Genomic DNA, 24,588 nt, shown 5'->3' with positions numbered 1-24,588 from the left:
GGCTCCATGCAGTTTGAAACCTACGCTCTTTTTGCCGCCGCTCTGCTGGTGCTGTTCTTCACGCCGGGTCCCGGCAATGTCGCCATGGTGGCGCGGACGCTCGATGCCGGTCCGTTGCATGGTTTCGTTTATGGCGGCGGTATTATCACCGGCGATATCTTCTGGTTCACGATTGCTGTTACAGGCCTGACCGCCGTGGCGGACGAGGTCGGGCCGTTCGGTGTTGTATTCAAGGCCATTGGTGTTGCGATCCTCCTCTGGTTTGCCTGGACAGCTCTTCGGTCTTTCCGAAATCCCCAGGTTGCGGAATTGCGCAAGCCGACACGTCTCGGCCTTGCAGCGACCTATCTGGCCGGCATCGCCATGCCCCTGACCAATCCCAAACCGATCATTTTCTATCTTACGCTCTTGCCCAGTTTTTTTGACCTCAGCGAGGTCAATTCGAGCGCCTATCTGGCCATGGTTTCGATCATGCTGGCCATGTATCTATTGACCGCCAGTGTCCATGTCGGGCTGGCGCACAGAGCCCGTTCCTGGCTGCAGAAAAAGGGCGTTAAACGCTGGTCAGACGCTCTGACCGCGTTCGTCATGCTGGGGATCGCTGTGTTGTTGATTCTGCGGTAAAAACCCGTTTTTTGTAGATTTTTGTCAGACCGAGAAACCGGGGATCATCGAATCGTTTTAACCTATTGAAAAAATAATATAAATGTAGCCAAATTAATGTAGCGCAAAGATGGTGTTTTTACACCGATTCAGCTAAACTTGAGGCATGGAAGAAAATCAGAATCAGGAATACGCGGCTGGCTCCATAAAGGTCCTGAAGGGTCTTGATGCCGTCCGCAAGCGCCCCGGCATGTATATCGGCGATACCGATGACGGATCCGGGCTCCATCACATGGTTTACGAAGTCGTCGACAATGCCATTGACGAGGCATTGGCCGGTCATGCTGATGAGGTCAAAGTCACCCTGCATGCGGACGGGTCTGCCAGCGTGTCCGACAATGGCCGCGGCATTCCGGTCGATACGCACGAGGAAGAAGGGGTCTCTGCCGCGCAGGTGATCATGACCCAGCTGCATGCGGGCGGAAAGTTTGACCAGAACTCCTACAAGGTGTCGGGTGGACTTCATGGCGTCGGCGTGTCGGTGGTCAATGCGCTGTCCGAGTGGCTGGATTTGCGGATCTGGCGCGAAGGTAAAGTCCATGAGATGCGCTTTCTCATGGGCGATCCGGAAAACGGCGAAGATCTGAAAACGCTCGGCGATGCGCCCAAACGCGACAATGGAAAGCCCCTGAGCGGCACAGAAGTCCGTTTCATGCCATCTGATACAATTTTCAGCGATATCGAGTTCAAGCGGGATACGCTGATCCACCGCTTGCGGGAGCTGGCCTTCCTGAATTCCGGCGTGCTGATTATTTTCCGCGATGAGCGTGGCGGTGAAGCGTATGAAGAAAAACTTTTCTATGAAGGCGGTGTGGCCGCATTTGTCGAGCATCTCGACCGCGCCAAACAGCCGCTCTTCAAACCACCTGTTCTGGTGACGGGCGAGCGGGAAGGCGTCACCGTTGAGGCGGCGCTGGAATGGAATGACGGGTATCACGAGAATGTCCTCTGCTTCACCAACAACATTCCCCAGCGAGACGGCGGCACGCACCTGGCCGGGTTCCGGGGCGCGCTGACGCGCGTGATCAACACCTATGCGGCGGCGAGCGGTCTGGCGGCAAAATCCAAGGTTTCCATTACGGGTGATGATGCCCGCGAAGGGTTGACCTGCGTACTGTCGGTCAAGGTGCCGGATCCCAAATTCTCGTCTCAGACCAAAGACAAGCTGGTGTCGTCTGAAGTCCGCCCGGCGGTCGAAGGCGTTATGTATGAGACGCTTTCGGAGTGGTTTGAAGAACATCCCAACGAAGCCAAAAGTATTGTTTCAAAAATCATCGAGGCGGCGGCGGCACGCGAAGCTGCCCGCAAGGCGCGGGAGCTGACCCGGCGTAAATCGGCGCTGGATATTGCTTCCTTGCCCGGCAAGTTGGCCGATTGTCAGGAGAAGGACCCGGCAAAGTCCGAGCTTTTCATCGTCGAGGGTGATTCCGCCGGCGGTTCAGCCAAGCAGGGCCGTGCGCGGGAATATCAGGCGGTCCTGCCGCTGCGCGGTAAGATCCTGAATGTCGAGCGTGCGCGTTTCGACAAGATGTTGTCGTCCGAGCAGGTTGGCACGCTTATCACCGCGCTGGGCGCTGGTATTGGTCGTGATCAGCTGGATATGGACAAGCTGCGCTACCACAAGGTCGTCATCATGACGGATGCTGATGTGGATGGGGCCCATATCCGGACACTTTTATTGACCTTTTTCTATCGCCAGATGCCCGAGCTGATCGAGCGCGGACATCTCTATATTGCCCAGCCGCCGCTCTATAAGGTCTCGCGCGGCCGATCCGAGCGCTACATCAAGGACCAGCCGGAAATGGATGCCTACCTCATTGAGGAAGGCTGTTCAGACGCGCTTTTGAAACTGGCCAATGGCTCGTCCATAGCCGGAGCGGACCTGGCGGACCGGGTTGAAAAGGCCCGTCTCGTCAAGCTGGCGCTGGACCGGATTGCACCGCGTGCGCCGGTCTTTGCTGCGGAGGCCGCGGCGCTGGCCGGGGCGATGGTGCCGGACGTTTCGGCTGAGGCCGCCGACCGGGCGGCCGCTATCCTCAATCGCTTCGCGGAAGAGGGCGAAGACAACTGGACAGCAGCGGTTTCGGACGACAACCATCTTGTCTTCACCCGCGAAGTGCGGGGCGTCACGGAAAAAGCGGTTCTTGAGGACAGTTTGCGGCAATCACCGGAAGCGCGCCGCTTGTCGGATCGTGCGCTGGCGATTGCCAAGGATTTTGCCGGTCCGGCCACATTCCAGACCAAGTCAGGCGAGGCCCTTATCCATACACCCAGTCAGTTAATGGCGGCGGTCACCGCAGCTGGGGCCAAGGGTATGAAAATCCAGCGTTACAAGGGGCTGGGTGAGATGAATGAAGACCAGCTCTGGGACACAACTCTGGATCCGGATGCGCGTTCCCTCCTGCGGGTGAAGATCGAAGAACTGGCCGAGGCGGATGATCTCTTTACCAAGCTGATGGGCGATCTTGTTGAGCCGCGGCGTGATTTCATCACCACGCATGCGCTGGAAGCTGAGGTGGACGTGTAGTTTTAAAGTCCTGCTTACCTCTGCGCGTTACGCTTCATCCTTTGAGCAAGGTGTCAGAGCGGTATTTGATGTCAGGTTTTGGAAAACGCGGCGTAACGCAACCGGCCAGAGGCCCGGCGCGGCCCAAGCCGGTCGCGCGGCGTACGCAAGATACGCTGCGAGAACGCCCGCCGCCGCGTGTCCAAACCGGCAGTTCGTTGCACTGGACGCCAATTTTGCCGCTGACCGCCGGTTATGCGCAGGAAGTGCCCGATGATCCGGGTGTCTACATGCTACTCAGCGCAAAGCGTGAGGTGGACGTGGTTTATATCGCCGGCGTTAAGGATTTGCGGGCTGAATTCCTCAGCGAAGTTGAGCGCCATGGTCAGCTGGACCACCCGCAAGCGCGCTATTTCAGCTGTGCGACCACTCCGGCTCCGTTCGAGCAGGCTGAATCCGAGCGCCGGGTTTTTAAACGCCGCTTCGGCTTCGTGCCTCGATTGAATAGCGGTTTTTGACGGTCCGTTCGCTCTAATCTGACCCCATTGTCATGCGATCGAAACGCGACTCGGCGGGCAGGCTTTGCTATGTCCGTCAGGCTTCGTGTTTCAGGAGAATTTGGTGAAGCGGATCAGATCCCTCGCGCGTGTGCGCACCGGTCACCGGACCTATTGGCAAACCGCCGCTTTTGCAGCGCTAACCGTGCTCGCCGGCTTGCTGCTTTCCGCCCCTGTGCTCGCGCAGGAGTGCTTCGACCGGGCGGAGCTTCTGTCGCTGACCGGCGATGCAGATCGCCCGCGTCTGATCGCTGCCGACCGGCACGTGCTGATCGTCCGCCATGCGCGCAAAGTTTCGGAAGATTGCAATGCGCTCGATTGCCCATTGGGAATTGCTGGCCAAGCCATGGTGACGCGGCTCGATACCTTGCTGGGACCAGAAGATTTTGACGCAGTCTATTCGTCCAGCGCTTGCCGGACCTATGAAACGGCGCTGGCGGCTGGACCGGTTGAGCAACATGCCGCCGCTCCGAGCGCGACGGCTTTGTGCGGCGGCGGTGAGGCCGATCGGTCTCGCGCGGATGCACAGGTGGATGTGTCATCGAGTGATGCCCGCTGGACTCTCGTGGCGGAGCATTCCAACACGACTTGCGGCTGGGTCGGCGCAATCGCTGGCGAAGACGCGCTGGCGGGGACGCTATGTGAAAGTGGGCGGCTAAGCTCGGCAGATTATGGCGATATTTTCTGGCTCCATCGTATTGACGGAGTGTGGCAACTGACTGTGCTTGAAGGCGTGTTTGACGTGGCAGAATAGGCACGGCAGGCTCTGGCTATGCGCCCGGTCATTCCTCCGCCGATCATTCTCATTTTCTATATTGCCGTTGCCTATGGCATCGATCTTTTTTCCCCGTTTGACGTGTTGCTCGGAAATGCACACCTGCTCGCCCCCCTTCTTCTTGGCGGAATAGGCGTGCTTATTGCGGTGCTTGGCGTGATCGCCTTTCGCAAACACGAGACGACTGTCAGCCCGCATGCGATCGACAAGACCCGCACCTTGGTGACGACGGGCATTTACCGCTTCACGCGTAATCCGATGTATCTGGGCATGGCATTGGTCCTGTTGGGCGCAATTGCCTGGATGCAGGATGTGTTTGCGCTCGCGACGGTCCCGGTCTTCATTGCGACGCTGAATCGCTTGCAGATCCGGCCGGAAGAAGACGTGCTCAGCGCGCGTTATGGAGCGGCCTATACAGCCTATTGCGAGAAGGTCCGCCGGTGGATCTAGCCGGTTAGCGGGTATTCAGCCTCGATCTGATAGGGGTTGTCCCCGCGTCCGCCTTGCCATGACGAATAGAGGTAGAACCGGTCTGCGGTCCAGACGGGACTCCGGTACAGGGCGTGGCGGTGTTCGAAGGCGTTGACCCGGTCGAGATCGGTTTGGCCCAGATAAGCCATGGTGACATGCGGGATATAGGCGCGTTTTTCATGGGTTAGCCCGGTGCGCCGCGCCGCCCGGCTGCAAGCTTTTGCCAGCAGGATCAGAGAGGGGTGCGCTTCGATCCCCATCCAGATGGCATGCGGCTCCGAGCGGCCAAAGCTGCCCGCGCCCTTGATGGCCAGATCAAACGGCTTGCAGCGGATTTGGCCGAGCTCGAAGTCCAGCTCTTCGGCCTTTGCTTCGTCAATCTCGCCAAAGAAGCGAAGGGTGATGTGCATGGCGCTGGCGGGCCGCCATATTGCGCTGGGCACACCCTTTTGAAGACCGGTCAAGCGGTCGGCCAGTGGCGTGGGCACGGGCAGGGCAGCAAACAGGCGCAAGGACATTCGATCAAGATGAACACATTTTGTTACGGGTTTAACCCCGCCTCTGCAGAGGGTTTCATAGCATGAGGGGGGATTCGATTTGCCGCCGTCTCCCCTTGTCAGAACGCCTGTAACACATGATATTTGCATCGAACGGGTTGTGCCTTGTTGGCAGAGCCCCTTTTGCGTTGACCAAGGAAGACAAGAAGCGATGAACGACTCTTATCAAGGTTATCAAAACACCGCCGGCACGATGGACATGTCCGTCGATGCGGGCCTGCGCAGCTTTATGCTGGGCGTTTACAACAAGATGGGCCTTGGCCTCGTCCTGTCGGCTGCTTTGGCTTACGCCGTTGGTACGGTCGCGCCGCTCACCCAGCTCGTGCTGGGGACCCCGCTTCTCTATGTCGTCCAGTTTGGCCCAATCGTCCTTCTGCTCGGCTCCATGTTCTTCATGCGCCGCCCATCCCCGATGGGTTCGGCCGTGCTCTACTGGTCGATTGTGACCTTGATCGGCATGGGCCTTAGCGTCTGGGTCTTTATCGCTCAGCAAAACCTGACGGTTGAGTCCGCCAGCGGAACGTCGATTACCGCCAGTTTTGCAACGATCGGCCAAGCCTTTGTGATTACCGCATCCGCCTTCCTTGGCTTGTCGCTGTGGGGTTACACGACCAAGCGCAACCTTTCGGGCATTGGCTCTTTCCTGTTCATGGCCGCCTGGGGCGCGATTGCGATCAGTCTGCTGAACGTGTTCATCTTCCAGTCTCAAGGAATCGAATTGATCATCCAGATCGTCTTCCTGGGCTTGATGGCCGGCATTGTGGCGTGGCAAACGCAATCGCTTAAGGCGTCTTACTACGCCTATCAGGGCGACAATCGTTCGCTGGCTGTGATGACGAATATGGGGGCGCTAAACCTCTATTTGGCCTTTGTGAACATCTTCCAGATCCTTATGTCTCTGCTTGGGCGCGAATAGGTTTGGACAGCATCAGTTAAAACAAAACCCCGGTCCTTGTGGCCGGGGTTTTTCTTTGTGCCTCAGTCGATGACCTGAAAGCGGCGCTTGTCGAAGAATTTCAGGAGATGAACCAGATCATGGCCGCGCTTGAGGATTGCACCACCCGGGGCGAGAATTTTCCAGGCGCCCTGCCGGCGGGCATTGGCGGGTGTCTTTTCGATCCGATAGAGCGGAAACTCGCTGGCCCTGCGAAAGATGGAAAACACGCAGCGGTCCGACAGGCCGTCGATCGCATAGTCCTTGCAATCGCCACTGGCGACCAGCCGCCCATAAACGCTAAGGATGGCATCCAGCTCTTTTCGCTCAAACATGACAGGCGCGGCATGGGCCGAAGCCGAAATTCCCCCCATAGGCGAATAGCTCCTCTTGATTTCACGTCGGGGTCAATCTAACAAACCCTGCGTTACAAACTGTTCACGCACTGCCACAAAGCCGCCAAATTTCGGTCTTGGGAAGGCCTTATCCGCACACGAGCCTGAAATCGTCGGCCGGGTGGCGCTCGATCACTGCATGATCCAGGTTTCAGACAGCCCCCCCAGCCCCCCGGATCTGCAGATCTGCTTCCGGCCGGCACACTTCGATTAACCTGATTTTCTGTGTTGTCTGGCCAAGTGGCGCGACGCAAGCTATCGCTATTTCCTGTTGCCGATCAAAGCACAGAGGCCCTAGCCGCCGGATGTTGAGTGTTGACTCCCTTGTCAAAACCTTTGGCCGCCGCACTGCGGTCGACAAAGTCAGTTTTAAGGTCTCGACCGGTGAAGTTCTGGGCTTTCTCGGCCCGAACGGGGCGGGCAAGTCCACTGTGATGCGGATGATTGCCGGGCGGCTTGAGCCTGACAGTGGCCGGGTGAAAGTTGGCGGCCATGATATGCTGGACAAACGCCGGGCCGGGCAGGGCCTGCTGGGCTATTTGCCTGAAGGCGCACCGGCTTATCGTACGATGACGCCCCGCGAATTTGTTGCTTTCTGCCTGGCGGCGCGTGGCTTTGGTGGTGTGAATAAAATAAAGGCCGTCAACCTGGCGCTAGATCGGGCGCGTCTTGGCGATGCGGCGGACCAACAAATCGGGACCCTTTCGAAAGGCTTTAAAAGGCGGGCGGCTCTGGCTGCGTCAATTGCCCATGATCCGCCGCTTCTGGTGCTCGACGAACCCACGGACGGGCTGGACCCAAATCAAAAACATGATGTGCGGGCCTTGATCCGCGACATGGCGGCAGACAAAGCCATCATCGTCTCCACCCATATTCTTGAAGAAGTGCCCGCAGTCTGCAGCCGAGTCATCGTCATTCACGAGGGTCAGCTTCGCGCCGATGAGTCTCCCGATGAATTCGCAGCTCGCGCTCGCAGCGGACGGCTGGATGACGCTTTCCGTTCCCTGACCCGTGATGAAGAGCCGGCAACATGACGTCGAGCCGGGGTTTCATCGCGATATATTTCCGCGAAATGCGGGCCTGGTTTACCACGCCTCTGGCCTATGTGTTCCTCGCGGCCTTTGCCTTCTCCGCCCCGGCGTTCGCCTACAATGTAGGGCGGTTTTTCGACACGAATCGCGCGGATTTGGCCCCCTTGTTTGCCTATTTGCCCTGGCTGCTGATGATCTTGATGCCGGCGCTGGCGATGCGCGCCTGGGCGGAAGAACGCGACCGTGGCACGCTGGAAATCATTTTGAGCCTGCCGGTCAGCATCGGTTCCATTGCGACGGCAAAATTCATGGCGGCCTGGACGGTCGCCGCTGCAGCCCTGGCGGCAACTTTCCCGATGTGGGTGGCGGTGAACTATCTGGGATCGCCTGATAATGTCGCCATTCTGATTTCGTATTTTGGCGCTTTTCTGTTGGCCGGTTCCTATCTGGCCATCGGTCAGGCGCTGTCGGCAGCTTCGGGCAGTCAGGTTACAGCCTTCGTTTTATCGGTGCTTGCGGCGCTTTTTCTGACCATGTCCGGCTTGCCGCTGGTCACCGAAAGCCTGTCCGGTGCCGCGCCGGCCTTTGTGGTGGAAGCCATCGCCTATGCCAGCGTGCTTGAGCGATTTGCCGCATTCGAGCGCGGCGTCATCAGCCTTCCGGATGTGATTTATTTCCTGTCTCTGATTGCGCTGGGGGTCACCGGGGCAGGTATGCAGGCTGGCTTGAGCCGGGAGGCGGGCCGATGACCCGGACGACCCATCTCATTGTGTTGCTGGCGGCGTTGGTGGCCGGGCTCGTCGGGTTAAACCTGCTGGCAGCCAATCTCTTGTCCGGTGCCCGGCTCGATACCACGCAAAGCGGTCTTTACCGGCTGTCGGATGGGACGCAATTGGTGATCGAAGACATTGAGGAGCCGGTCCGTTGGACGTTCTACTATTCGCGGCGCACAGCGGCGGATTACCCAGCCGTCCGGGCCTATGGTGCACGCGTCCGCGGTTTGCTGCAGAGTTATACGGATGCGGCCAATGGCCGAATTATTCTCACCGAGATCGACCCGGAGCCCTTTTCTGAAGACGAGGAAGCGGCTCTGGCGGCTGGTTTGACGCCGACACCGGCGGGCGAAGGCGACCGGATATTCTTTGGTCTTGTGGCGGAAAATGCTGTCGATGACCGGCAGGTGCTCGCCAGCTTTGCGTCCGATCGGGAAGCCTTGCTTGAATATGACCTGACCCGCTCTCTCGCAGATCTTTCCCGGGACAATCGTGGCCGGCTTGGCATTTTGACCAGCCTGCCAATCCAACCCAACACGCTCGGCGCACGGCCCAGCCATATCGTGGAGGAGTTATCCTCGGCCTATCAGGTTCAATGGGTCGCTGCCGGGTTTAGGGAGCTGCCGGATGTTGACGCCTTGCTGGTGATCCACCCGCCCCGGATGAGCGATGATCAGATCTATCAGCTCGACCAGTTTGCCTTGTCCGGCGGGCGCATGATCCTTGCGCTTGACCCGCTGGCACTGGCCGCATTCCGGCCGGGGTCCGACGGTTTGCCGCCCCCAGGCGCCCGGCGATCTTCGACGCTGGATACGCTTCTGGATGCGTGGGGGGTGGAGGTGTCGCCTGATGAGGTTGCCATGGACCGGGCGCTTGGTTTGCCGGTACAGATCACCGAGGATGGCCGTAACCAGGTCCGCAACTATCCCTTGTGGTTTGCCATAGGATCTTCCGAATTCTCGCAAGACGATCTGGCGACTTCGGCCCTGCAGCGTAGTGTGAATTTCGGATCGCCGGGGCATATACAATTGCGCCCTGTCGACGGGCTGGGCGTGAGAATTCTCGCACGAACCAGCGCCGATGGCGCGCTGATGGAGGCGGGGGTTGCCGCGACCAACCCATCGCCCGCGGCAACTCTAGAAGACTATGAGCCAGCAGGATCGCCGCCCGTACTTGCCATCCGGTTGAGCGGGATATTTCCGAGCGCTTTCGGGGATACGCCGCCTCGCGCCAATGCGGCACACCTTTCCACGTCGCGAAGGATGGGCGATGTCGTGATTGTCGCGGACGCTGATTGGCTCGATGACCCCTATTTTTTGCGCCAGGACGCGAGCTTTGGATTGTCTGTTGTTGCCGATAATCCCGCACTTCTCCTGAATCTCGTCGATCTTGCTCTGGGAGATCCCGCTCTCCTGGAACTCAGATCCCTGCCGTCCTCCTCGCGGCCGATGAGCCGCGTCGGCGCACTCCGGGCCGGGGCAGAAGCGGCCTATGCCGATGAACAAGCGGCTCTGGAAACGCGAGCCGCAGAAATTCAGGCCGAGCTGGACCGCCTGTTGACCGGTTGGCCGGGAGAGGAGGCGCCGCTGACGCGCGATGCCCTTCAGGCACGGATCACTTCGCTTGAGGCTGAAATGGCCGCTGCGCGTGACGGTTTGCGCGATATCGAACGGAACTTCCGGTCGACAATAGACGGTCTGGAACGCGCCCTGCGCTTCTGGACGATGTGGCTGCCACCGATCCTGATCCTGCTGACAGGTGTGTCAGTGGGGGTCTGGCGTCAACGGGAGACGCTATCATGAGCGCGCTGTATCGCCGCCACCAGGCGCTGATTGGCGCTGTTGCAGGCTTTGGAGTGTTGATTGCCGGGCTTGTTGTTCTTGTGTTGCCCGGTGGATCCACAAGCCTGGCCGCGCCACCTGAAAGCCTTTCGCCTGGTCTTATCAACCGGACAGATGAAGTGCACGATCTGCATATCTCCTCCCGTGACGACAGCCTTATCCTTGAACGCACAATTGAAGGCTGGGCCCTCGTCTCTCGCGGCGGCTATCCCGCAGATGCAGAACTGGCGCAGCGGCTTTTAAACGGGCTGGCAACGCTGCAACCGGTTGCGCAACGAACCCGGCTGGAGAGCTGGCTTGATCGTCTGGATCTAGGATCGCCGGAAACCGGCGGGAATGGCGTTCGCATTGTGGCCCGAAATGCCAATGAAAGGGTCGTGGCAGACCTCGTAATCGGCCGTCAGAGAGCGGATGGGCACGTCTATGTCCGGCAGGCTGACACACAACAAAGCTGGCTGGCGCGTGGGTTTTTGCCGGAATTTTCCAGTGCCGCGAACTGGATGGAGCTCGATTTTCTTTCTCTCGGCCGCGATTCAATCCGGGAAGCCTGTGTCCAACCAGAAAATGGCGAACCATTTTGTCTGCAGCGATTGCGTCTCAGCGCCGATCAGTTCGAGCTGGTTTCACCGCGTGAGTGGTCGCTGGTTTCGCCGGGTGCAGGAGATGGGGTCGCCACCGTTCTGGGCCGGATCCGGTTTCAGGATGCCCGGCCACGCGCCGAGATTCGTGGTGAAACTCTGGCAGTTCACCGGACCACAACGATAAACGGGCTTGAGGTTTCAGTGCGGGTTTTGAGGACGGATGCTTCGGGCGACTGGGTTACGCTGCAGGCGATCGCCCAAACCGATGCGGCCCGGCCTCAAGCCATTCAGGTGAATGAGCGTGCAGATGGCTGGGCCTTTGCTATCAGCGACCTGGCAGCAAGCCGGTTCACGCGCCCGCTCGACGGTATCGCCATGCGCTCGCCGGAGCCCGACACACCGTGAGGCTCAATCAGATCACGCTGGACGTCTCTGACCTTGATCGGTCAAAGGCATTTTATCTGATGCTGGGTTTCAGGCTTCTGGTCGACAGCCCGCATTATTGCCGGTTTCTGGCCCCTTCAGGCGAGACGACCTTTTCGCTCCATGTTTCAAAAGCGGTGGTGCCAGGCGGAGCGACGCTGTATCTCGAAAGCGACGACCCGGACGCAGCCTACAATGAACTGAAGGCGAAAGGGATCATGTTCGAGACTGCGCCGGAAGACCAGAGTTGGCTCTGGCGGGAAGCCAGCTTCCGGGATCCGGATGGTCACCGCTGGAAGCTGTATTTTGCGGGGGAAAACCGCATTGATCCGCCCTGGCGCGTTAAACCCGGCGGTTAGCGGTCGGATGCCTCGTCCATCGTGCGGCGGAAATCCGCGACCGCATAGATGGGACCGCCGGGCCCGCCCTGCACGAAGAATACGCCCGCGCGACTCTCGGGCAGCGCTGCGCCATAGCTATCGGCACCGCTTGTCCATTGACCCAGCTCGAACAAGGCCGTGACCGGATTGTAGACCCGCACATCCCGGCCTGCATTGCGGCCTGCTGAAACATCCACCGACCGCCAGCCCGGGGCGTAAGCGGCGACGTAGACGGTTGCAGCCTCATCGAAGGGAGCGTGCCCATCAATGTCGATCGTGAAATTTCCGCCGCCATGATAATTGACGTTGATCTCGATTGTGTCGGTCAGTGTCATACGGCGCGTTGCGATATCCGACAGCAGGCTGTCCGGTTGAGATCCACCTGCCTCCAGAGCGCCATCGATCACGAATTGTGGCGTGTAGATGCGGGAAAAACCAAGGCGCTGCTTGAAGGCGCGTTGGCGGTCAACGAATTCTGGCCGCGCATAGGTGTCTTCCCAGCCATAAATGTCCCAATAGTCCACGCTGAAAGAGAGCGCGACGACATCTTCTCGGGCATCCAGATGTCCAAGATATTCATTTGCGGCCGGACAAAGCGGGCAGCCCTGGCTGGTATAAAGCTCGATCAAAACCGGGCGCGCAGGCTCTGTATCCGGTTCATCGACCGGCCCGGCCAGCAGGCCAGCAAAGATCAGGCTGATAAATCCGCTTAGCATGCTGAATAGATAAGGGGCTTCCCGTCCTTTCGCGAATCACATCGCTGTGACGGATACTGCACATTCTGCCAACATGAAATGAACCTTCGAGGGTTTTCCGGCGACTAACTATTCAGACAAGCAAACTGGAGGCCGATTGCCGGTGCCCAATGCAGAACGGATATATGATGAGCTTTTGCTGATCCATGCGCGCGCAGGAGATATGCGGGCGGCGGAAAGGCTGGCCGTCCGATGGTATCCGAGGCTGCTACAGTCCGCGCAAAGAATGCTGCATGACGTGGAGATGGCAGAGGAGGCCGTTCAGGAAGCATGGGCCGGCATTTGCGGCGGCTGGATCGGATTGAACGACCCGTCCCGATTTCCGGCCTGGGCCTATGGCATCTTATCGCGCAAATGTATTGATCGGCTGCGCAAGCATATCCGGGATCGCTCCCGCACGGCAGAGCTGGAGGCCGAAACAGTGCCTGCCGGCACCTCCGTGGGGGATGATCGCGCAGCCCTGAATCAGGCGTTTGCGGCGTTACCGGATACCCAACGCATCACCGCAACGCTCTATTTTGGCGAACAATTAAGCCTCTCTGAAATCGCTTCGGCCACGGGCGTTCCCGTTGGCACGGTAAAATCCCGGCTCTTCAAGGCGCGATCGGCGCTCAAACATTCTCTCGGAAAGGAGACCCACAATGAGTGATTTTCAAAGTAGGCTGAGCGCGTCGCTCAGCGAGGAAGATGAGGCGTTTCTGCGCCGGCTGGATGATGAACCTGGCCTGTTCCAGCAAATGGGCAACGCGTTTCAGGGCAAGCTGAAATTCTGGACGGCGTATGCCTTTGTCATGTCCTTCATAATTTTCGGGCTCGCCATTTACTGTTTTGTCCAGTTGCTTGGAGCTGAAAGCACACGAGAGCTGATCCTCTGGGCCACCGGGGTTTGGTGCGCCCTTTTATCGGTTGGACTCACAAAAATCTGGTTCTGGATGCGCATGAATCACCTCGCAATGTTGCGCGAGGTCAAACGTATCGAGTTGCTGGTTTCAAAGGGCGCAGCAGTCTAGAGCTGCGCCCCGGAACCGGCTTCCCTATGCTGCGGCGAGGCGGCGCAAGACATAATGCAGAATGCCGCCCGCCTTGTAGTATTCGAGCTCGTTTTCGGTGTCGATACGCGCCCGGGCCTTGACCGTCTTGGTCTCGCCATTGGCAAAAGTGATGGTCACATCCAGCACTTCCCGCGGCTTGAGCGTTTCGATGCCCGCAACGGACACCTCTTCATCACCCGTCATGCCCAACTCGTCCCAACCCGTGCCTTCGAACTGAAGCGGCAAGACGCCCATGCCGATCAGGTTGGAGCGGTGAATCCGTTCAAAGCTTTCGGTGATCACTGCTTTCACACCCAATAGGCGTGTGCCCTTAGCGGCCCAGTCCCGCGAAGAGCCGGTGCCGTATTCCTTACCGCCAATAACGACCAAGGGCGTTCCGGCCGCCTTGTAATCCATGGCCGCGTCATAAATGTCGGCTTTCTCGCCGCCCGGCCATTTTTTCGTGTAACCGCCTTCCACACCGTCAAACATCTGGTTCTTGATGCGGATGTTGGCGAATGTGCCGCGCATCATGATCTCATGATTACCGCGGCGTGAGCCGTACGAGTTGAAATCGCGCGGCGCGACCTGACGCTCCTGCAGATAAGTGCCCGCCGGGCTGTCGGCCTTGATCGCGCCGGCCGGGGAAATGTGGTCAGTGGTGATGGAATCCCCAAACAGGCCAAGTATACGTGCGTCCTTGACGCTGGCGGGGGCCTTGGCCTCCATGGTCATGCCCTCAAAATAGGGCGGGTTCTGGATGTAGGTCGAGGTGCCGTCCCAGGCGTAGGTTTCTCCGCCCGTCACCTCGATGCCAGCCCAGATGTCGTCGCCCTTGAACACGTCGGCATAACGCGAGGCAAACATTTCCGGCGTCACGGCGGCCTTTACCGCTTCGCGGATTTCTTGATTGCTGGGCCAGATTTCTTTCAGGAAGACAGGCTCGTTCTCTTCGTCATAACCGATCGGATCATTGTAGAGATCGACATTCATCGAGCCGGCCAGTGCATAGGCCACTACCAAAGGCGGCGACGCCAGATAGTTGGCGCGGACGTCCGGGCTGATCCGGCCTTCAAAGTTCCGATTGCCCGAAAGAACCGAGGTTGCGACAAGGTCTGCTTCTTTGATCGCTCTGGAAATCGGCTCCGGCAGAGGACCGGAATTGCCAATACATGTGGTGCAGCCATAACCGACTAGCTGGAAGCCCAAGGCATCCAAATCATCCTGAAGGCCGGCGCGTTCCAGATAGTCGGTGACAACTTGCGAACCCGGCGCCAGCGAGGTTTTCACCCAGGGCTTGACTTTCAGCCCACGCTTCAGCGCATTGCGCGCCAGCAGGCCTGCGCCCAGCATGACATCCGGGTTGGAGGTGTTTGTGCACGAAGTAATGGCGGCAATCACGACATCGCCATGACCGATGGAATACTCGGTACCTTCGACCTTGGCACGCTTGTGGCCTTCGGACAGCTTGTCGAACTCTTCATGCAAGGTGACGGCAAAGGCATCAGCCGCTGTATCCAGCGGAACCCTGTCTTGCGGACGTTTTGGCCCCGCGAGCGATGGGACAACTGTCGACAGGTCGAGCTCCAGCGTCGAGGTAAAGACCGGATCGGCCTCATATTCAGGCCGGAAAAGCCCCTGCGCCTTGGAATAGGCTTCCACAAGCTTGACGCGATTCGGGTCGCGCCCGGTTTCAGACAAATAGCCGAGCGTTTCATGATCGGTCGGGAAGAAGCCGCAGGTCGCGCCATATTCCGGCGCCATGTTGGCGATGGTGGCCTCGTCGGCGAGGGAGAGGTGATCCAGCCCGTCGCCAAAGAATTCGACGAATTTTCCAACCACACCTTTGGCGCGCAGCATCTGGACAACGGTCAAGACGAGGTCCGTCGCGGTGGCGCCTTCTGGCAGCTTACCCGTCAATTTGAATCCGACGACTTCCGGGATCAACATGGAAACCGGCTGGCCCAGCATGGCCGCTTCAGCCTCAATACCGCCCACGCCCCATCCGAGCACGGAAAGCCCATTGACCATGGTTGTGTGGCTGTCTGTGCCAACCAGCGTATCGGGATAGGCGATGGTTTCGCCGTTTTCGTCTTTCGTCCAGACGGTCTGGGCGAGGTACTCCAGATTGACCTGGTGACAAATACCGGTGCCGGGCGGAACAACCCGGAAATTATCAAACGCGCTGGCACCCCATTTCAGGAACTTATAGCGCTCGCCATTGCGTTCGTATTCGCGCTCGACGTTTTTCTTGAAGGCATCGTCAGACCCGAACACATCGACCATAAGGGAGTGGTCAATGACCAGATCGACTGGAACTTGCGGGTTGATGCTCTCCGGATTGCCACCCAGCTGCTTCACCGCATCGCGCATGGCAGCCAGATCTACGACAGCCGGAACGCCAGTGAAATCCTGCATCAGGACACGGGCGGGCCGATAAGCGATCTCGGTATTGGATTTTTTGTCCTTTACCCACTGCGCCATCGCTTCAATGTCGGATCGGGTGACGGTGACGCCATCCTCATTGCGCAAAAGGTTTTCCAATAGCACTTTGAGCGAGGCTGGCAGGCGAGACACTCCATCCAGCCCATTGCGCTCGGCTTCTTTGAGATCGAAATAGACATAAGACTTGCCTTCGACCTCAAGTTCGCGGCGGCAATTGAAACTGTCGTGTGAAGCCATGAGGAGCATCCTTTATTAGGTCTGTTTGGCCGCGTTTTAGACCTGCTTTGGCTTGCCTGCAATGCGTTCAATGGGCGTTGTATGCTTGACCGGGCTCATTCACCGGGCGAAATCGCACCTCATGGGCTTTTCCAATCATCTTCCTGTTTCGATCCGGGTCGATCGCGTCACGCTGGCGCGTGGCGGAATTCCCTTGTTTTCAGACCTTTCGCTGGAGCTGAACTCGGGCGGCGCCTTTGTGCTGGTGGGCCGCAACGGGGTCGGAAAGACGACCTTTCTGCGAGCACTTGCCGGACTGCTGCGGCCTGCGAGCGGCGAGATCATCTTCAATGATGTTCCGGCCCTGAGTTCCGCAGCGGGCTTCTGCAGCTTTGTTGCGCATGAAAACGCTTTGAAGCCGGATGAGACACCGCGACAGTCACTGACATTCTGGAACCGTTTGCATCAGGGGACCGGAGCTATTCTGCCGGCTCTGGAGGCTATGGGCTTACGGGCGATTGCGGACCGGCCTGCCCGGCGGTTGTCGCAAGGACAAAAGCGCCGGGCGGCGTTGGCGCGCCTTCTGGTGGAAGGACGCCCGGTCTGGTTGATGGACGAACCTGTTGCGCCTTTGGACCAAGACGGCCGTCAGCGTCTGGCGGAGGCGGTAAGGGATCATCGCGCACGCGGAGGTCTGGTCATTGCGGCAACTCACCAATCGCTGGATTGGCCGGATACCGAAACACGGGAGCTGGTGCGATGAGGTTGGCTGCGGTGTTTCTGCGTGAGGCACGCTTGTCTTTCGCGGGCGGCGGCGGACCTGCCGCTCCGGCGGCCTTTCTGGTGGCGTGTCTGACGTTAGCCCCTCTGGCCATTGGTCAAAGCCCCGAAACGCTTCTGGCGGCGGGGCCCGGTGTTATCTGTTTTGCCGCATTGCTTGCCGTCTTGCAGGGGGCCGAGCGCCTGTTTGGCGAAGATGTTTCGGACGGGACGCTGGAAGCCTATGCGTTGGCCGGCCTGCCGCTCTCTGTCATCGCCATGGCCAAAGTACTGGGCGACGGAGCGGCGCGGCTGTGGCCCCTGCCTCTTCTGGGCTGGGGCGGAGCAATGGCCTTTGGATTGCCGGTGCAGCCGGCCGGATTTCTGGCACTGGCACTGATGGCGGCCATGCCGGGGCTGGCTTTCCTGGTCGCGATTGCGGCGGCCTTGTCCGCAGGCGCGCGGCGCGGCGGGTTGGTGATTGCTTTGATAACCGCGCCGTTGGCGATTCCACTGATGGTGTTCGCGGCGACGGCGGGCCGGGCCTCCCTGCAGGGTGATCCTGCGGCGATGGCCAACGTGCTTCTGACGCTTGCTGTCAGCCTGTTTTTGACCGCCCTCGCGCCTTTCGCGATTGCAGCGGCATTGCGGGCGCGGCTGGAATAGTCGCATCAGGCATGGTTGGATAATTCTTATGAAGAGAACAACGTCATTTCTGTTTCTTGCTGCCCTTTCCGGAGCTGCATGGGCTCAAGATGCTGGATCCGTTTCCGAGCCGCAACCGGAGCGTATCCAAGCAGAGTTTTCCGATGTGTATGAAGCCAGCATTGAAATCGATTCCGGGTTGGATTCTCACCCGGCGATCCAGACCGTCGTGCGGAATGACGAGCTCGGCGTGCTTGCAGATTTCGCGGCACAGGCTGTCGAGGATCATGCCCGCTGGATGGCGGACGCACCGGAATGGAGCTGGAACGGCTATTTTCAGGATGTGACGATCGAAATCGCCTTCGCCAACCCGGACGTTATCAGCCTGGTCCGCCGCGCGTCCTATTACACCGGCGGTGCGCACCCCAACCAGGCCGTCGACGCTGTCGTGACGCGCGCCGATGAACTTGCGCCCATTACTCTATCGGAAATTCTGAATGACACGGCCATCGATGGTCCGGCTATGACAGCGCTGTTTTATGCGCTCTACCGGGAACTGATGGCCATAAAGCGCGATCGTCTGGGTGAGGGCTTTGACGAACGCGTCGAGCGTGAGACCTGGTTATCGTCACTGGCGGCCGAGCCGGGCGCGTTTCCGGATTTTTCGCTGCTGCCGAATGAAAGCGGAGAAGCGGCCGCCGGTCTTGTTTTCCACTTTGAACCCTATGAGATCGGATCCTATGCCGAAGGCAGCTATGATGTGCCTGTGCCCTTGGCCGCTTTCGATTCCTACCTATCAGAAAGCTGGCGGTCCGTGTTTGCCGGCGCACCCGCCCGGACCATATTGACACAACCGGGTGACGAACTTGAGCCGGAGACGGTTTCCGAGCCCGGTAACGACTGATCTGCGGCAAGCTGGCGCTTGCGCGATTGAAACAGGAGGGCTAACGCCTCCCCCGACATGTTCACCTATCTGGCCAATCCGCAGCGCTTCGAGCGCTTTGCCTGTATCGCCATCCCGGTTTGCGGGTGGGGTGCGCTGGTCCTGATTGCAGTTGGGCTGTGGTTTGGCTTGTTCAACTCACCGGTCGATCGCTTCCAGGGCGATACGATACGGATCATGTATGTGCATGTGCCCTCCGCCTGGTTGGGCTTGTCGCTCTATTTCGGCATGGGCATTGCCAGCTTCATTTACTTCATCTGGCGGCATAATCTGGCGGATGTCGCTGCCGTGGCGATTGCACCGGTTGGCGCGGTGTTTGCCGCGCTTTGCCTGGCGACCGGAGCGATCTGGGGGCAGCCGACCTGGGGGACCTGGTGGGTGTGGGATGCCCGCCTGACCTCGATGCTGATCCAGTTCCTTCTATTCTTGGGTTATATGGCGTTGCGCGCCGCGATCGAAGATGACCGCTTGGCAGCGCGATCTGGCGCGATCCTCGCCATGGTGGGGGTGATTAACATTCCGATTGTCCGGTTTTCCGTCGATTGGTGGGACGGAATTTTGCACCAGGGCGCAACGGTTTTCCGAGCCGATGGCCCGTCCATTCATGGCAGCCAGCTTTTGCCCCTGTCGCTCATGGCGCTCGGTTTCACACTGCTGGCGACCTGGATGATCCTTTACCGGATGCGCACAGCGATCATGTCGCGCAAGGCCGACAATCTGCAGCGATTGCGGGAGGCCAAAGCATGAGTGGAGTCATCGAGCCCGGCGCTTTTATGGCGTATGTCTGGGCCTCCTATGCGCTGACCGCGCTGGGCGTTGCGGGCCTTCTGGTGTTTATCTTCAGCGAACGGGCCAATGCGAAGAAACGCCTCGCCCGGGAAGAGGATGAGGCCGAGTCATGAACGGGCTGCGACTTCTGCCGGTCATTATCCTGTTCGGGCTCGCCGGGATGCTTGGTTATGCGCTTTTAACCCGGACGGAAGCCACCCAGACGGACCGTTTTGTTGGAGAGCCTGTCCCGGCGTTTTCGCTGGATGCCCCGGCGGGGTTTCCCGGCTTCGCTCCCGAAAACCTGACCGGCGAAGCCTATGTCTTGAATGTCTGGGGATCGTGGTGTGCGCCTTGCGAGGTGGAACACCCGGTTCTGATGGAGCTGGCCGGCGAGGGCGTTCCGATTTACGGCATTGCCTGGCGGGATAGCGAAGCCAATGCCACAGACTTCCTGCAACGCCTTGGAAATCCCTTCTCCGGTGTTGTGCTGGATCCTTTTGGGGAGGCGATAATCGAGCTGGGCGTGACAGGGGCGCCGGAAACCTTCGTGATTGGTGCGGATGGTATTATCCGCGCCAGATGGACCGGCCTTCTAACAGATGATGTGGTTCGCCGGGTCATCCGCCCGGCACTGGAAGATGGCGCCTAGCTTTTGTCACCAGCGGCTTCCTTAGCCGCTTTCTTCTTGGCTTTTTTGGCTTTCTTCTTGGCCTTCTTTTTCGCCTTTTTGGCGGCTTCTTTGGCCTTCTTGCGTTCAGCTTTCGCCTTGGCTTCGTCTTCCTCAATCGTCGTGGCGATTTTTCTCAGGGTGGAGAGGAAGCTTTTCCGCTTGTTTTTCGGCAGCGATGACAGGATTGCGTCGTCTGAGAGGCGGGCCCCTTCGAGGGCTCTTTCATAAACGGCGCGTCCGTCCCCGGTCAGGTAGACCGCATTGGCGCGGGCATCGCCAGCGACGGTTTCGCGGCGGAGCAGGTCGCGCCCGGCCATTCGGGCAACCAGCTCGGCCAGTGTGGACCGGTCAATCCCGGTTTTTTTGACCAGCTTGGTCTGGGTCAGGCCTTCATGGGCGGCTGTGGCCGCCAACACCGCGAACTGACGCTGGGTCAGCCGGTCACCGGCAGACAGGTTTTTGGCAAATCGTTCGGCCGCAAATTGCTGGGCACGATGCAGCAGATGGCCGGGTGATTCCGACAGGTCGAAGCCATCATCTTCAGCCATGTCCGCCTCCGCAATCCCTCAGGGCGACGCCGACCATAGCCGAACAAGATCACGGATCAATGACATTCATCCGGGGGCGGATAATGCCTTATCGGCCGGAATTTTCCACTTCGTCAGCCGCGTCGCCTTCGCCGTCGTCTTCGTCTTCATCAAGGCGGTGCTTCATCCAGATCGGGACATTCGACATGGCGAAAATGAAGGTGAGCGCCATAATGCCCAGCTTTCCATTGGCCCAGATGGATTCACTCCAGGCCAGATTTGGGAACCAGCGCGAGGATTCATTGACGATGGAATCGTTGATATGCCGCCAGAGAAACTCATTGATGAAGGCCAGAAGTTGAAAGAAAAGCGCCCAGCGGATGGCCAGGATCCACCAGATACGGTCAGGGAGTTCGAAGATGGACCCGAAGAGCGGCTTCCAGACATTGAATCCGAACGCGAAACAGATCAAAATAATGAAGGAATATAGAAGGTTGATGATCGTCGGCTTGACGTAGACGAATATCGGATCCTGCAGGAAAATCGTCAGCGCGCCAAAACTGATCACGATCACCGCCGAGATTAATAGAAGCGGCGGCACGCGCTTTTGAACCATGGCGGCATAGGCCAGGGCAATGGCAACCGCGACCATGAAGACGCCAGTGCCCCAGTAGATCGCCTGATCGCCAACGAAATTACGCCCGACATTATAGACAAGAATAAAGGCGATGACCGGGCCGACATCCGTCAGCAATTGCGCGCCCTGTCCGGTGGCGGATTTCGCTTGGCTCATGATGACGGCTCCTTTTGGGTTATCCGACTTGGAGTATTACGAGCCCGGCGGCAAGAAGGATTGCCAGAACGCTGCGTCGCACGCCGAAAGGTTCTTTCAAAACCAGCGCGGCGAGGATGGCGCCGAACACGATCGAGGTCTCCCGCATGGCGGCCATGGGCGCAACCGGCGCAATCGAAAAGGCATAAAGCGCAAAGACATAGGACAGGCCGCCCACCGTTCCCGCGATCAAGCCACGCTTCAATTCCTGCCGGGCAATGTTTGGCCAGGCCCGGCCGCGCCGGAGAAGGGCGGTGATCAGAATGGGCAGGCTGGTGAGCAGGAAAAACCAGGCCACATAGCTGAGCGCATTGCCGGTGGCGCGAACGCCAGAGGCATCATTTACCGAATAGAGCGCGGTCATGCTGGCTGCGAGGAAAGCAAAGCCGAGCGCCTTGGCTTTGGGAATGCGGGTCTTATCCGGCCAGGAAAAACCCAGAATGGCCAAAGTCGCGAGTGCCAGCCCGCCAATCTCGATGAGCGACAGGCTTTCCTGCAGGATCACAAAGGCGGCGATTGCGGCGAGCGCCGGGGCTGCCCCGCGCATCACCGGATAGACCAGATTCATATCCCCGCGCTGAAACGCAGAAATCATCGCCATTTGAAAGACGAAATGGATGGCCATGCCCGCGATCAGGAATCGCCAGGCTTCAACGGGCGGGACAGGAAACAGGAAGAGTGCGGGTGAAAACACCGCCGCCGCGATCAGCATCAGGACAGAGCGGAAGACCAGCTTGTCTTTGGCCTGTTTGGTCAAAAGGCCGACAAAGCTGTGGCAGAAGGCCGAGCCGAGCATCGCCGCGGCACCGGCCCATTCCACGCTCACGCGTCGTCCAGCCCGGCCAGCGCCCTCGCGAAGGCGTTGGCATCGAAGGATTGAAGATCGTCTATGCCTTCGCCAATGCCGATGGCGTGGATGGGCAAGGCGAATTTCTCGGCAACCTGAACCAGTGCGCCGCCTTTAGCTGTGCCGTCCAACTTGGTCATGATCAGGCCGGACACATTTGCGGCCTCCAGAAAAGCCTCAGCCTGGGAAAGCGCATTGGAACCCACCGTGCCGTCGAGCACAAGGATCACCTTGTGCGGCGCAGTTTCATCGATCTTCGAAATGACCCGCACAATCTTGCGAAGCTCGTCCATCAATTCCGCGCGGTTCTGAAGTCGGCCTGCTGTGTCGATCAGCACGGCATCGAGGTTTTCCCGGCGCGCGCGATCAATCGCATCAAAGGCGAGACCTGCCGCATCAGCGCCCAGATCGCGTTTTTCAACGGGGCAGTTCGTGCGCTCACCCCAGACCGCAATCTGTTCAACGGCGGCCGCGCGGAAGGTGTCTCCGGCCACCAACAATGGCCGCTTTCCGGCAGACTTCAGCTGCGCGGCGATCTTGCCGAGCGTGGTCGTCTTGCCGGAGCCATTCACGCCGACAAACAGAACCACTTCGGGTCTGGTGGTCGTTCCAATGTCTAGAGACGCTTCAAGCGGCAAAAGTGTTTCCGCGATGGTTTCGGCGAGGACGGTTTTCACCTCCTCATCGGTGACTTCCTTGTCGAACCGGTCTTTCGCCAAGCGTTCGGTCACGCGCATGGCCGCAAGTGAGCCCAGATCTGCCGCGATCAGCGCATCTTCCAGCTCTTCCAGCGTTTCGGAATCCAGCTTCTTCTTGGTGAAGACAGCCGTGACGCTGTCGGCGATGCCGCTAGACGAGCGTTTCAGCCCGGCGGCCAGGCGGGAGAAGAAGCCTTTTTTCTTTTCACCCTCGCTCATGCGGGCTCTCCGATCAGCTCTTTGCCATCATGGCCGGTAATGCGGATGGGCAGCATGGCCCCGGCTCGGGCGGTGCGGTTTTCCAGCCGGATACCAGCGAAGTTTGGCGCGCGGGCAAAGCCGGGTTTTTCAACGAGGCCGTTTTGAATCGACCCCACCATGCCGGTCAGGTGCCGGTTCAGGGCTGCATCGGCTTTTTCGCGCAGGCGGGCCGCGCGTTCCTTGATCAGGCTCCGGTCCAGCTGTGGCATGCGCGCCGCGGGTGTGCCTTCGCGCGGCGAGAACGGAAAGACGTGCAGATAGGCAAGATGGCACTCATCCACGAGGGCGAGCGTGTCTTCAAACATCTCTTCAGTCTCGGTCGGGAAACCAGCGATGAGGTCCGCTCCAAAGGCAATATCAGGCCGGATGGCGCGCAGGCGGTCACACAAGGCAATCGCATCCTCGCGCAAATGGCGGCGCTTCATGCGTTTGAGGATCATGTTCGAGCCTGCCTGTAAGGACAGGTGCAGATAGGGCGCAATCCGCGTCTCATTGGCCAGTGCATCAAACAGCGGTTCGTCAATCTCGATGGCATCAATGGAGGACAGGCGCAGCTGCGGCAGGTCCGGGCATTGCGTCAGAATGGCCTGCACCAGACGGCCCAGCTTTGGCGCGCCGGGCAGATCCGTTCCCCAGCTGGTGAGGTCGACGCCTGTCAGCACGACCTCCTGATGACCGGTTCCGACCAGCGTTTTGACCTGTTCGACGACATCACCTGCAGGAACCGAGCGGCTGTCGCCCCGGCCATAAGGGATGATGCAGAAAGTGCAGCGATGATCACAGCCCTGTTGAACCTGAACAAAGGCGCGGGCCTTACCGTCCACGCCTTCAACCAGATGATTGGCGACTTCGCGTACCTGCATGATGTCGGAAACGGATTTTTTCTCACCGCCCAGAAGGACATGCGGCTGATAGGTCTCGGCCACCATCTTTTCCGCATTGCCGATCACCTTGGTGACTTCCGGCATGTCGGCGAACTCACCCGGATTGATCTGCGCGGCGCAACCGGTGACGATGATGGGCGCGTCGGCGTTCTCGCGCCGTGCGCGGCGGATCGCCTGACGCGCCTGGCGCACGGCTTCGTTCGTGACGGCGCAGGTGTTGACCAGAATCGCTCCGTACAGACCCGCCGCCGCAGCATGGCCGCGCATGACTTCGCTTTCCCACGCATTCAGGCGGCAGCCGAAAGTCAGCACCGTATTCTCAGCCGGGTATTCGGTCCGGGATTTGGTATCCGGATCAGGGATATGGGTCTTAACCGCGCTCATTGAGGGGCCTAAGTGGGGAAAACCCGCCCTGCG

General features: G+C 59.2%; 28 protein-coding genes. 19 read left to right on the top strand and 9 right to left on the bottom strand.

All coding sequences use genetic code 11. From position 1 onward, the window contains the following. Positions 1-6 precede the first annotated feature (6 nt). From ACO079_RS09225 to ACO079_RS09205, 5 genes are all read left to right on the top strand, one after another. On the top strand, positions 7-624 hold the full coding sequence (locus ACO079_RS09225; protein WP_421789458.1) for a LysE family translocator: 618 nt from the start codon (positions 7-9) through the stop codon (positions 622-624). A gap of 145 nt (positions 625-769) precedes the next feature. Beyond that, positions 770-3,190 (top strand): DNA topoisomerase (ATP-hydrolyzing) subunit B, encoded by a 2,421-nt coding sequence (gene gyrB / locus ACO079_RS09220; RefSeq protein ID WP_421789457.1) that lies wholly within the window; start codon positions 770-772, stop codon positions 3,188-3,190. Between the two features lie 68 nt (positions 3,191-3,258). Then, positions 3,259-3,687, top strand: a complete 429-nt coding sequence (locus tag ACO079_RS09215; RefSeq protein ID WP_421789456.1) for a hypothetical protein — start codon at positions 3,259-3,261, stop codon at positions 3,685-3,687. A gap of 103 nt (positions 3,688-3,790) precedes the next feature. Next, on the top strand, positions 3,791-4,480 hold the full coding sequence (locus ACO079_RS09210) for a histidine phosphatase family protein (protein WP_421789455.1): 690 nt from the start codon (positions 3,791-3,793) through the stop codon (positions 4,478-4,480). Between the two features lie 18 nt (positions 4,481-4,498). Continuing rightward, positions 4,499-4,951 carry a methyltransferase family protein gene (locus tag ACO079_RS09205; protein ID WP_421789454.1) on the top strand — a complete coding sequence of 151 codons (453 nt, stop codon included), beginning with the start codon at positions 4,499-4,501 and terminating at the stop codon, positions 4,949-4,951. On the opposite strand, the gene thpR is transcribed toward ACO079_RS09205, so the two are convergent. Further along, positions 4,948-5,490 (bottom strand): RNA 2',3'-cyclic phosphodiesterase, encoded by a 543-nt coding sequence (gene thpR / locus ACO079_RS09200; protein ID WP_421789453.1) that lies wholly within the window; start codon positions 5,488-5,490, stop codon positions 4,948-4,950. The genes ACO079_RS09205 and thpR overlap by 4 nt on opposite strands. A 190-nt stretch (positions 5,491-5,680) precedes the next feature. Between thpR and ACO079_RS09195 the strand changes: the two genes are divergently transcribed. Next, positions 5,681-6,445, top strand: coding sequence for a Bax inhibitor-1/YccA family protein (locus tag ACO079_RS09195; RefSeq protein ID WP_421789452.1), 765 nt, complete (start codon positions 5,681-5,683; stop codon positions 6,443-6,445). 62 nt (positions 6,446-6,507) lie between these two features. Here ACO079_RS09195 and ACO079_RS09190 read toward each other — a convergent pair whose 3' ends face one another. Further along, the gene (locus tag ACO079_RS09190) at positions 6,508-6,837 is read right to left on the bottom strand and encodes a DUF2794 domain-containing protein (protein ID WP_421789451.1); all 330 of its coding nucleotides are present in this window, start codon (positions 6,835-6,837) and stop codon (positions 6,508-6,510) included. 326 nt (positions 6,838-7,163) lie between these two features. On the opposite strand from ACO079_RS09190, the gene ACO079_RS09185 reads away from it, so the two are divergent. From ACO079_RS09185 to ACO079_RS09165, 5 genes are read left to right on the top strand one after another with little or no spacing between them, the layout of a single operon-like run. Then, a complete protein-coding gene (locus ACO079_RS09185; RefSeq protein ID WP_421789450.1) occupies positions 7,164-7,892 on the top strand; it encodes an ABC transporter ATP-binding protein in 729 nt (242 codons plus the stop codon). Beyond that, positions 7,889-8,638 carry an ABC transporter permease gene (locus ACO079_RS09180; RefSeq protein WP_421789449.1) on the top strand — a complete coding sequence of 250 codons (750 nt, stop codon included), beginning with the start codon at positions 7,889-7,891 and terminating at the stop codon, positions 8,636-8,638. The genes ACO079_RS09185 and ACO079_RS09180 overlap by 4 nt, the downstream gene beginning before the upstream one ends. Then, the gene (locus ACO079_RS09175; RefSeq protein ID WP_421789448.1) at positions 8,635-10,464 is read left to right on the top strand and encodes a GldG family protein; all 1,830 of its coding nucleotides are present in this window, start codon (positions 8,635-8,637) and stop codon (positions 10,462-10,464) included. Before ACO079_RS09180 ends, ACO079_RS09175 begins: the two co-directional genes overlap by 4 nt. Next, positions 10,461-11,489 (top strand): hypothetical protein, encoded by a 1,029-nt coding sequence (locus ACO079_RS09170; protein WP_421789447.1) that lies wholly within the window; start codon positions 10,461-10,463, stop codon positions 11,487-11,489. Before ACO079_RS09175 ends, ACO079_RS09170 begins: the two co-directional genes overlap by 4 nt. After that, positions 11,486-11,866, top strand: coding sequence for a VOC family protein (locus ACO079_RS09165; protein ID WP_421789446.1), 381 nt, complete (start codon positions 11,486-11,488; stop codon positions 11,864-11,866). The genes ACO079_RS09170 and ACO079_RS09165 overlap by 4 nt, the downstream gene beginning before the upstream one ends. Here the strand turns inward: ACO079_RS09165 and ACO079_RS09160 are convergent. Continuing rightward, positions 11,863-12,603, bottom strand: coding sequence for a DUF1223 domain-containing protein (locus ACO079_RS09160; protein WP_421789445.1), 741 nt, complete (start codon positions 12,601-12,603; stop codon positions 11,863-11,865). The two genes, ACO079_RS09165 and ACO079_RS09160, sit on opposite strands and share 4 nt — an antisense overlap. 142 nt (positions 12,604-12,745) lie before the next feature. On the opposite strand from ACO079_RS09160, the gene ACO079_RS09155 reads away from it, so the two are divergent. Together ACO079_RS09155 and ACO079_RS09150 are read left to right on the top strand one after the other, a co-directional pair. Further along, entirely contained in the window at positions 12,746-13,291 is a 546-nt protein-coding gene (locus ACO079_RS09155) for an RNA polymerase sigma factor (RefSeq protein WP_421792937.1), read from the top strand. Continuing rightward, positions 13,284-13,652, top strand: a complete 369-nt coding sequence (locus tag ACO079_RS09150) for a DUF6768 family protein (protein ID WP_421789444.1) — start codon at positions 13,284-13,286, stop codon at positions 13,650-13,652. Before ACO079_RS09155 ends, ACO079_RS09150 begins: the two co-directional genes overlap by 8 nt. Before the next feature lie 24 nt (positions 13,653-13,676). On the opposite strand, the gene acnA is transcribed toward ACO079_RS09150, so the two are convergent. Further along, positions 13,677-16,355: an aconitate hydratase AcnA gene (gene acnA, locus ACO079_RS09145; protein ID WP_421789443.1), complete on the bottom strand. Its 2,679-nt coding sequence runs from the start codon at positions 16,353-16,355 to the stop codon at positions 13,677-13,679. Between the two features lie 85 nt (positions 16,356-16,440). On the opposite strand from acnA, the gene ccmA reads away from it, so the two are divergent. From ccmA to ACO079_RS09115, 6 genes are read left to right on the top strand one after another with little or no spacing between them, the layout of a single operon-like run. Continuing rightward, positions 16,441-17,097, top strand: coding sequence for a heme ABC exporter ATP-binding protein CcmA (ccmA, locus tag ACO079_RS09140; RefSeq protein ID WP_421789442.1), 657 nt, complete (start codon positions 16,441-16,443; stop codon positions 17,095-17,097). Beyond that, positions 17,094-17,759 carry a heme exporter protein CcmB gene (locus ACO079_RS09135; protein ID WP_421789441.1) on the top strand — a complete coding sequence of 222 codons (666 nt, stop codon included), beginning with the start codon at positions 17,094-17,096 and terminating at the stop codon, positions 17,757-17,759. Before ccmA ends, ACO079_RS09135 begins: the two co-directional genes overlap by 4 nt. A 28-nt stretch (positions 17,760-17,787) precedes the next feature. Continuing rightward, positions 17,788-18,642 carry a DUF3298 domain-containing protein gene (locus tag ACO079_RS09130; RefSeq protein ID WP_421789440.1) on the top strand — a complete coding sequence of 285 codons (855 nt, stop codon included), beginning with the start codon at positions 17,788-17,790 and terminating at the stop codon, positions 18,640-18,642. Positions 18,643-18,699: 57 nt separating this feature from the next. After that, positions 18,700-19,428, top strand: coding sequence for a heme ABC transporter permease (locus ACO079_RS09125; protein ID WP_421789439.1), 729 nt, complete (start codon positions 18,700-18,702; stop codon positions 19,426-19,428). Further along, a complete protein-coding gene (gene ccmD, locus ACO079_RS09120) occupies positions 19,425-19,583 on the top strand; it encodes a heme exporter protein CcmD (protein WP_421789438.1) in 159 nt (52 codons plus the stop codon). Before ACO079_RS09125 ends, ccmD begins: the two co-directional genes overlap by 4 nt. Further along, entirely contained in the window at positions 19,580-20,101 is a 522-nt protein-coding gene (locus ACO079_RS09115) for a DsbE family thiol:disulfide interchange protein (RefSeq protein ID WP_421789437.1), read from the top strand. Before ccmD ends, ACO079_RS09115 begins: the two co-directional genes overlap by 4 nt. Here ACO079_RS09115 and ACO079_RS09110 read toward each other — a convergent pair. The 5 genes from ACO079_RS09110 to mtaB all read right to left on the bottom strand — a co-directional run bounded on the left by ACO079_RS09110 (position 20,098) and on the right by mtaB (position 24,555). Further along, on the bottom strand, positions 20,098-20,670 hold the full coding sequence (locus tag ACO079_RS09110) for a MarR family winged helix-turn-helix transcriptional regulator (RefSeq protein WP_421789436.1): 573 nt from the start codon (positions 20,668-20,670) through the stop codon (positions 20,098-20,100). The genes ACO079_RS09115 and ACO079_RS09110 overlap by 4 nt on opposite strands. A gap of 88 nt (positions 20,671-20,758) precedes the next feature. Beyond that, positions 20,759-21,442 carry an inner membrane-spanning protein YciB gene (locus tag ACO079_RS09105; RefSeq protein ID WP_421789435.1) on the bottom strand — a complete coding sequence of 228 codons (684 nt, stop codon included), beginning with the start codon at positions 21,440-21,442 and terminating at the stop codon, positions 20,759-20,761. Positions 21,443-21,461: 19 nt separating this feature from the next. Continuing rightward, positions 21,462-22,307 (bottom strand): EamA family transporter, encoded by an 846-nt coding sequence (locus ACO079_RS09100; RefSeq protein WP_421789434.1) that lies wholly within the window; start codon positions 22,305-22,307, stop codon positions 21,462-21,464. Beyond that, entirely contained in the window at positions 22,304-23,245 is a 942-nt protein-coding gene (ftsY, locus tag ACO079_RS09095) for a signal recognition particle-docking protein FtsY (protein ID WP_421789433.1), read from the bottom strand. Before ftsY ends, ACO079_RS09100 begins: the two co-directional genes overlap by 4 nt. Beyond that, positions 23,242-24,555 carry a tRNA (N(6)-L-threonylcarbamoyladenosine(37)-C(2))-methylthiotransferase MtaB gene (mtaB, locus tag ACO079_RS09090; protein WP_421789432.1) on the bottom strand — a complete coding sequence of 438 codons (1,314 nt, stop codon included), beginning with the start codon at positions 24,553-24,555 and terminating at the stop codon, positions 23,242-23,244. The genes ftsY and mtaB overlap by 4 nt, the downstream gene beginning before the upstream one ends. Between the last annotated feature and the right edge of the window lie 33 nt (positions 24,556-24,588).

It is taken from the genome of Hyphobacterium sp. (assembly GCF_965228115.1).
GTDB lineage: Bacteria > Pseudomonadota > Alphaproteobacteria > Caulobacterales > Maricaulaceae > Hyphobacterium.
This window is presented reverse-complemented; position numbering and strand designations above follow the sequence as displayed.

Excerpts from the sequence above, each read along its gene's own strand:
- ACO079_RS09225 (WP_421789458.1), top strand. The coding sequence starts at position 7 with ATGCAGTTTGAAACCTACGCTCTTTTTGCCGCCGCTCTGCTGGTGCTG.
- gyrB (WP_421789457.1), top strand. The coding sequence starts at position 770 with ATGGAAGAAAATCAGAATCAGGAATACGCGGCTGGCTCCATAAAGGTC.
- ACO079_RS09215 (WP_421789456.1), top strand. The coding sequence starts at position 3,259 with ATGTCAGGTTTTGGAAAACGCGGCGTAACGCAACCGGCCAGAGGCCCG.
- ACO079_RS09205 (WP_421789454.1), top strand. The coding sequence starts at position 4,499 with ATGCGCCCGGTCATTCCTCCGCCGATCATTCTCATTTTCTATATTGCC.
- thpR (WP_421789453.1), bottom strand. The coding sequence starts at position 5,490 with ATGTCCTTGCGCCTGTTTGCTGCCCTGCCCGTGCCCACGCCACTGGCC.
- ACO079_RS09195 (WP_421789452.1), top strand. The coding sequence starts at position 5,681 with ATGAACGACTCTTATCAAGGTTATCAAAACACCGCCGGCACGATGGAC.
- ACO079_RS09190 (WP_421789451.1), bottom strand. The coding sequence starts at position 6,837 with ATGGGGGGAATTTCGGCTTCGGCCCATGCCGCGCCTGTCATGTTTGAG.
- ACO079_RS09185 (WP_421789450.1), top strand. The coding sequence starts at position 7,164 with ATGTTGAGTGTTGACTCCCTTGTCAAAACCTTTGGCCGCCGCACTGCG.
- ACO079_RS09180 (WP_421789449.1), top strand. The coding sequence starts at position 7,889 with ATGACGTCGAGCCGGGGTTTCATCGCGATATATTTCCGCGAAATGCGG.
- ACO079_RS09175 (WP_421789448.1), top strand. The coding sequence starts at position 8,635 with ATGACCCGGACGACCCATCTCATTGTGTTGCTGGCGGCGTTGGTGGCC.
- ACO079_RS09170 (WP_421789447.1), top strand. The coding sequence starts at position 10,461 with ATGAGCGCGCTGTATCGCCGCCACCAGGCGCTGATTGGCGCTGTTGCA.
- ACO079_RS09160 (WP_421789445.1), bottom strand. The coding sequence starts at position 12,603 with ATGCTAAGCGGATTTATCAGCCTGATCTTTGCTGGCCTGCTGGCCGGG.
- ACO079_RS09150 (WP_421789444.1), top strand. The coding sequence starts at position 13,284 with ATGAGTGATTTTCAAAGTAGGCTGAGCGCGTCGCTCAGCGAGGAAGAT.
- acnA (WP_421789443.1), bottom strand. The coding sequence starts at position 16,355 with ATGGCTTCACACGACAGTTTCAATTGCCGCCGCGAACTTGAGGTCGAA.
- ACO079_RS09135 (WP_421789441.1), top strand. The coding sequence starts at position 17,094 with ATGAGGTTGGCTGCGGTGTTTCTGCGTGAGGCACGCTTGTCTTTCGCG.
- ACO079_RS09130 (WP_421789440.1), top strand. The coding sequence starts at position 17,788 with ATGAAGAGAACAACGTCATTTCTGTTTCTTGCTGCCCTTTCCGGAGCT.
- ACO079_RS09125 (WP_421789439.1), top strand. The coding sequence starts at position 18,700 with ATGTTCACCTATCTGGCCAATCCGCAGCGCTTCGAGCGCTTTGCCTGT.
- ccmD (WP_421789438.1), top strand. The coding sequence starts at position 19,425 with ATGAGTGGAGTCATCGAGCCCGGCGCTTTTATGGCGTATGTCTGGGCC.
- ACO079_RS09115 (WP_421789437.1), top strand. The coding sequence starts at position 19,580 with ATGAACGGGCTGCGACTTCTGCCGGTCATTATCCTGTTCGGGCTCGCC.
- ACO079_RS09110 (WP_421789436.1), bottom strand. The coding sequence starts at position 20,670 with ATGGCTGAAGATGATGGCTTCGACCTGTCGGAATCACCCGGCCATCTG.
- ACO079_RS09105 (WP_421789435.1), bottom strand. The coding sequence starts at position 21,442 with ATGAGCCAAGCGAAATCCGCCACCGGACAGGGCGCGCAATTGCTGACG.
- ftsY (WP_421789433.1), bottom strand. The coding sequence starts at position 23,245 with ATGAGCGAGGGTGAAAAGAAAAAAGGCTTCTTCTCCCGCCTGGCCGCC.
- mtaB (WP_421789432.1), bottom strand. The coding sequence starts at position 24,555 with ATGAGCGCGGTTAAGACCCATATCCCTGATCCGGATACCAAATCCCGG.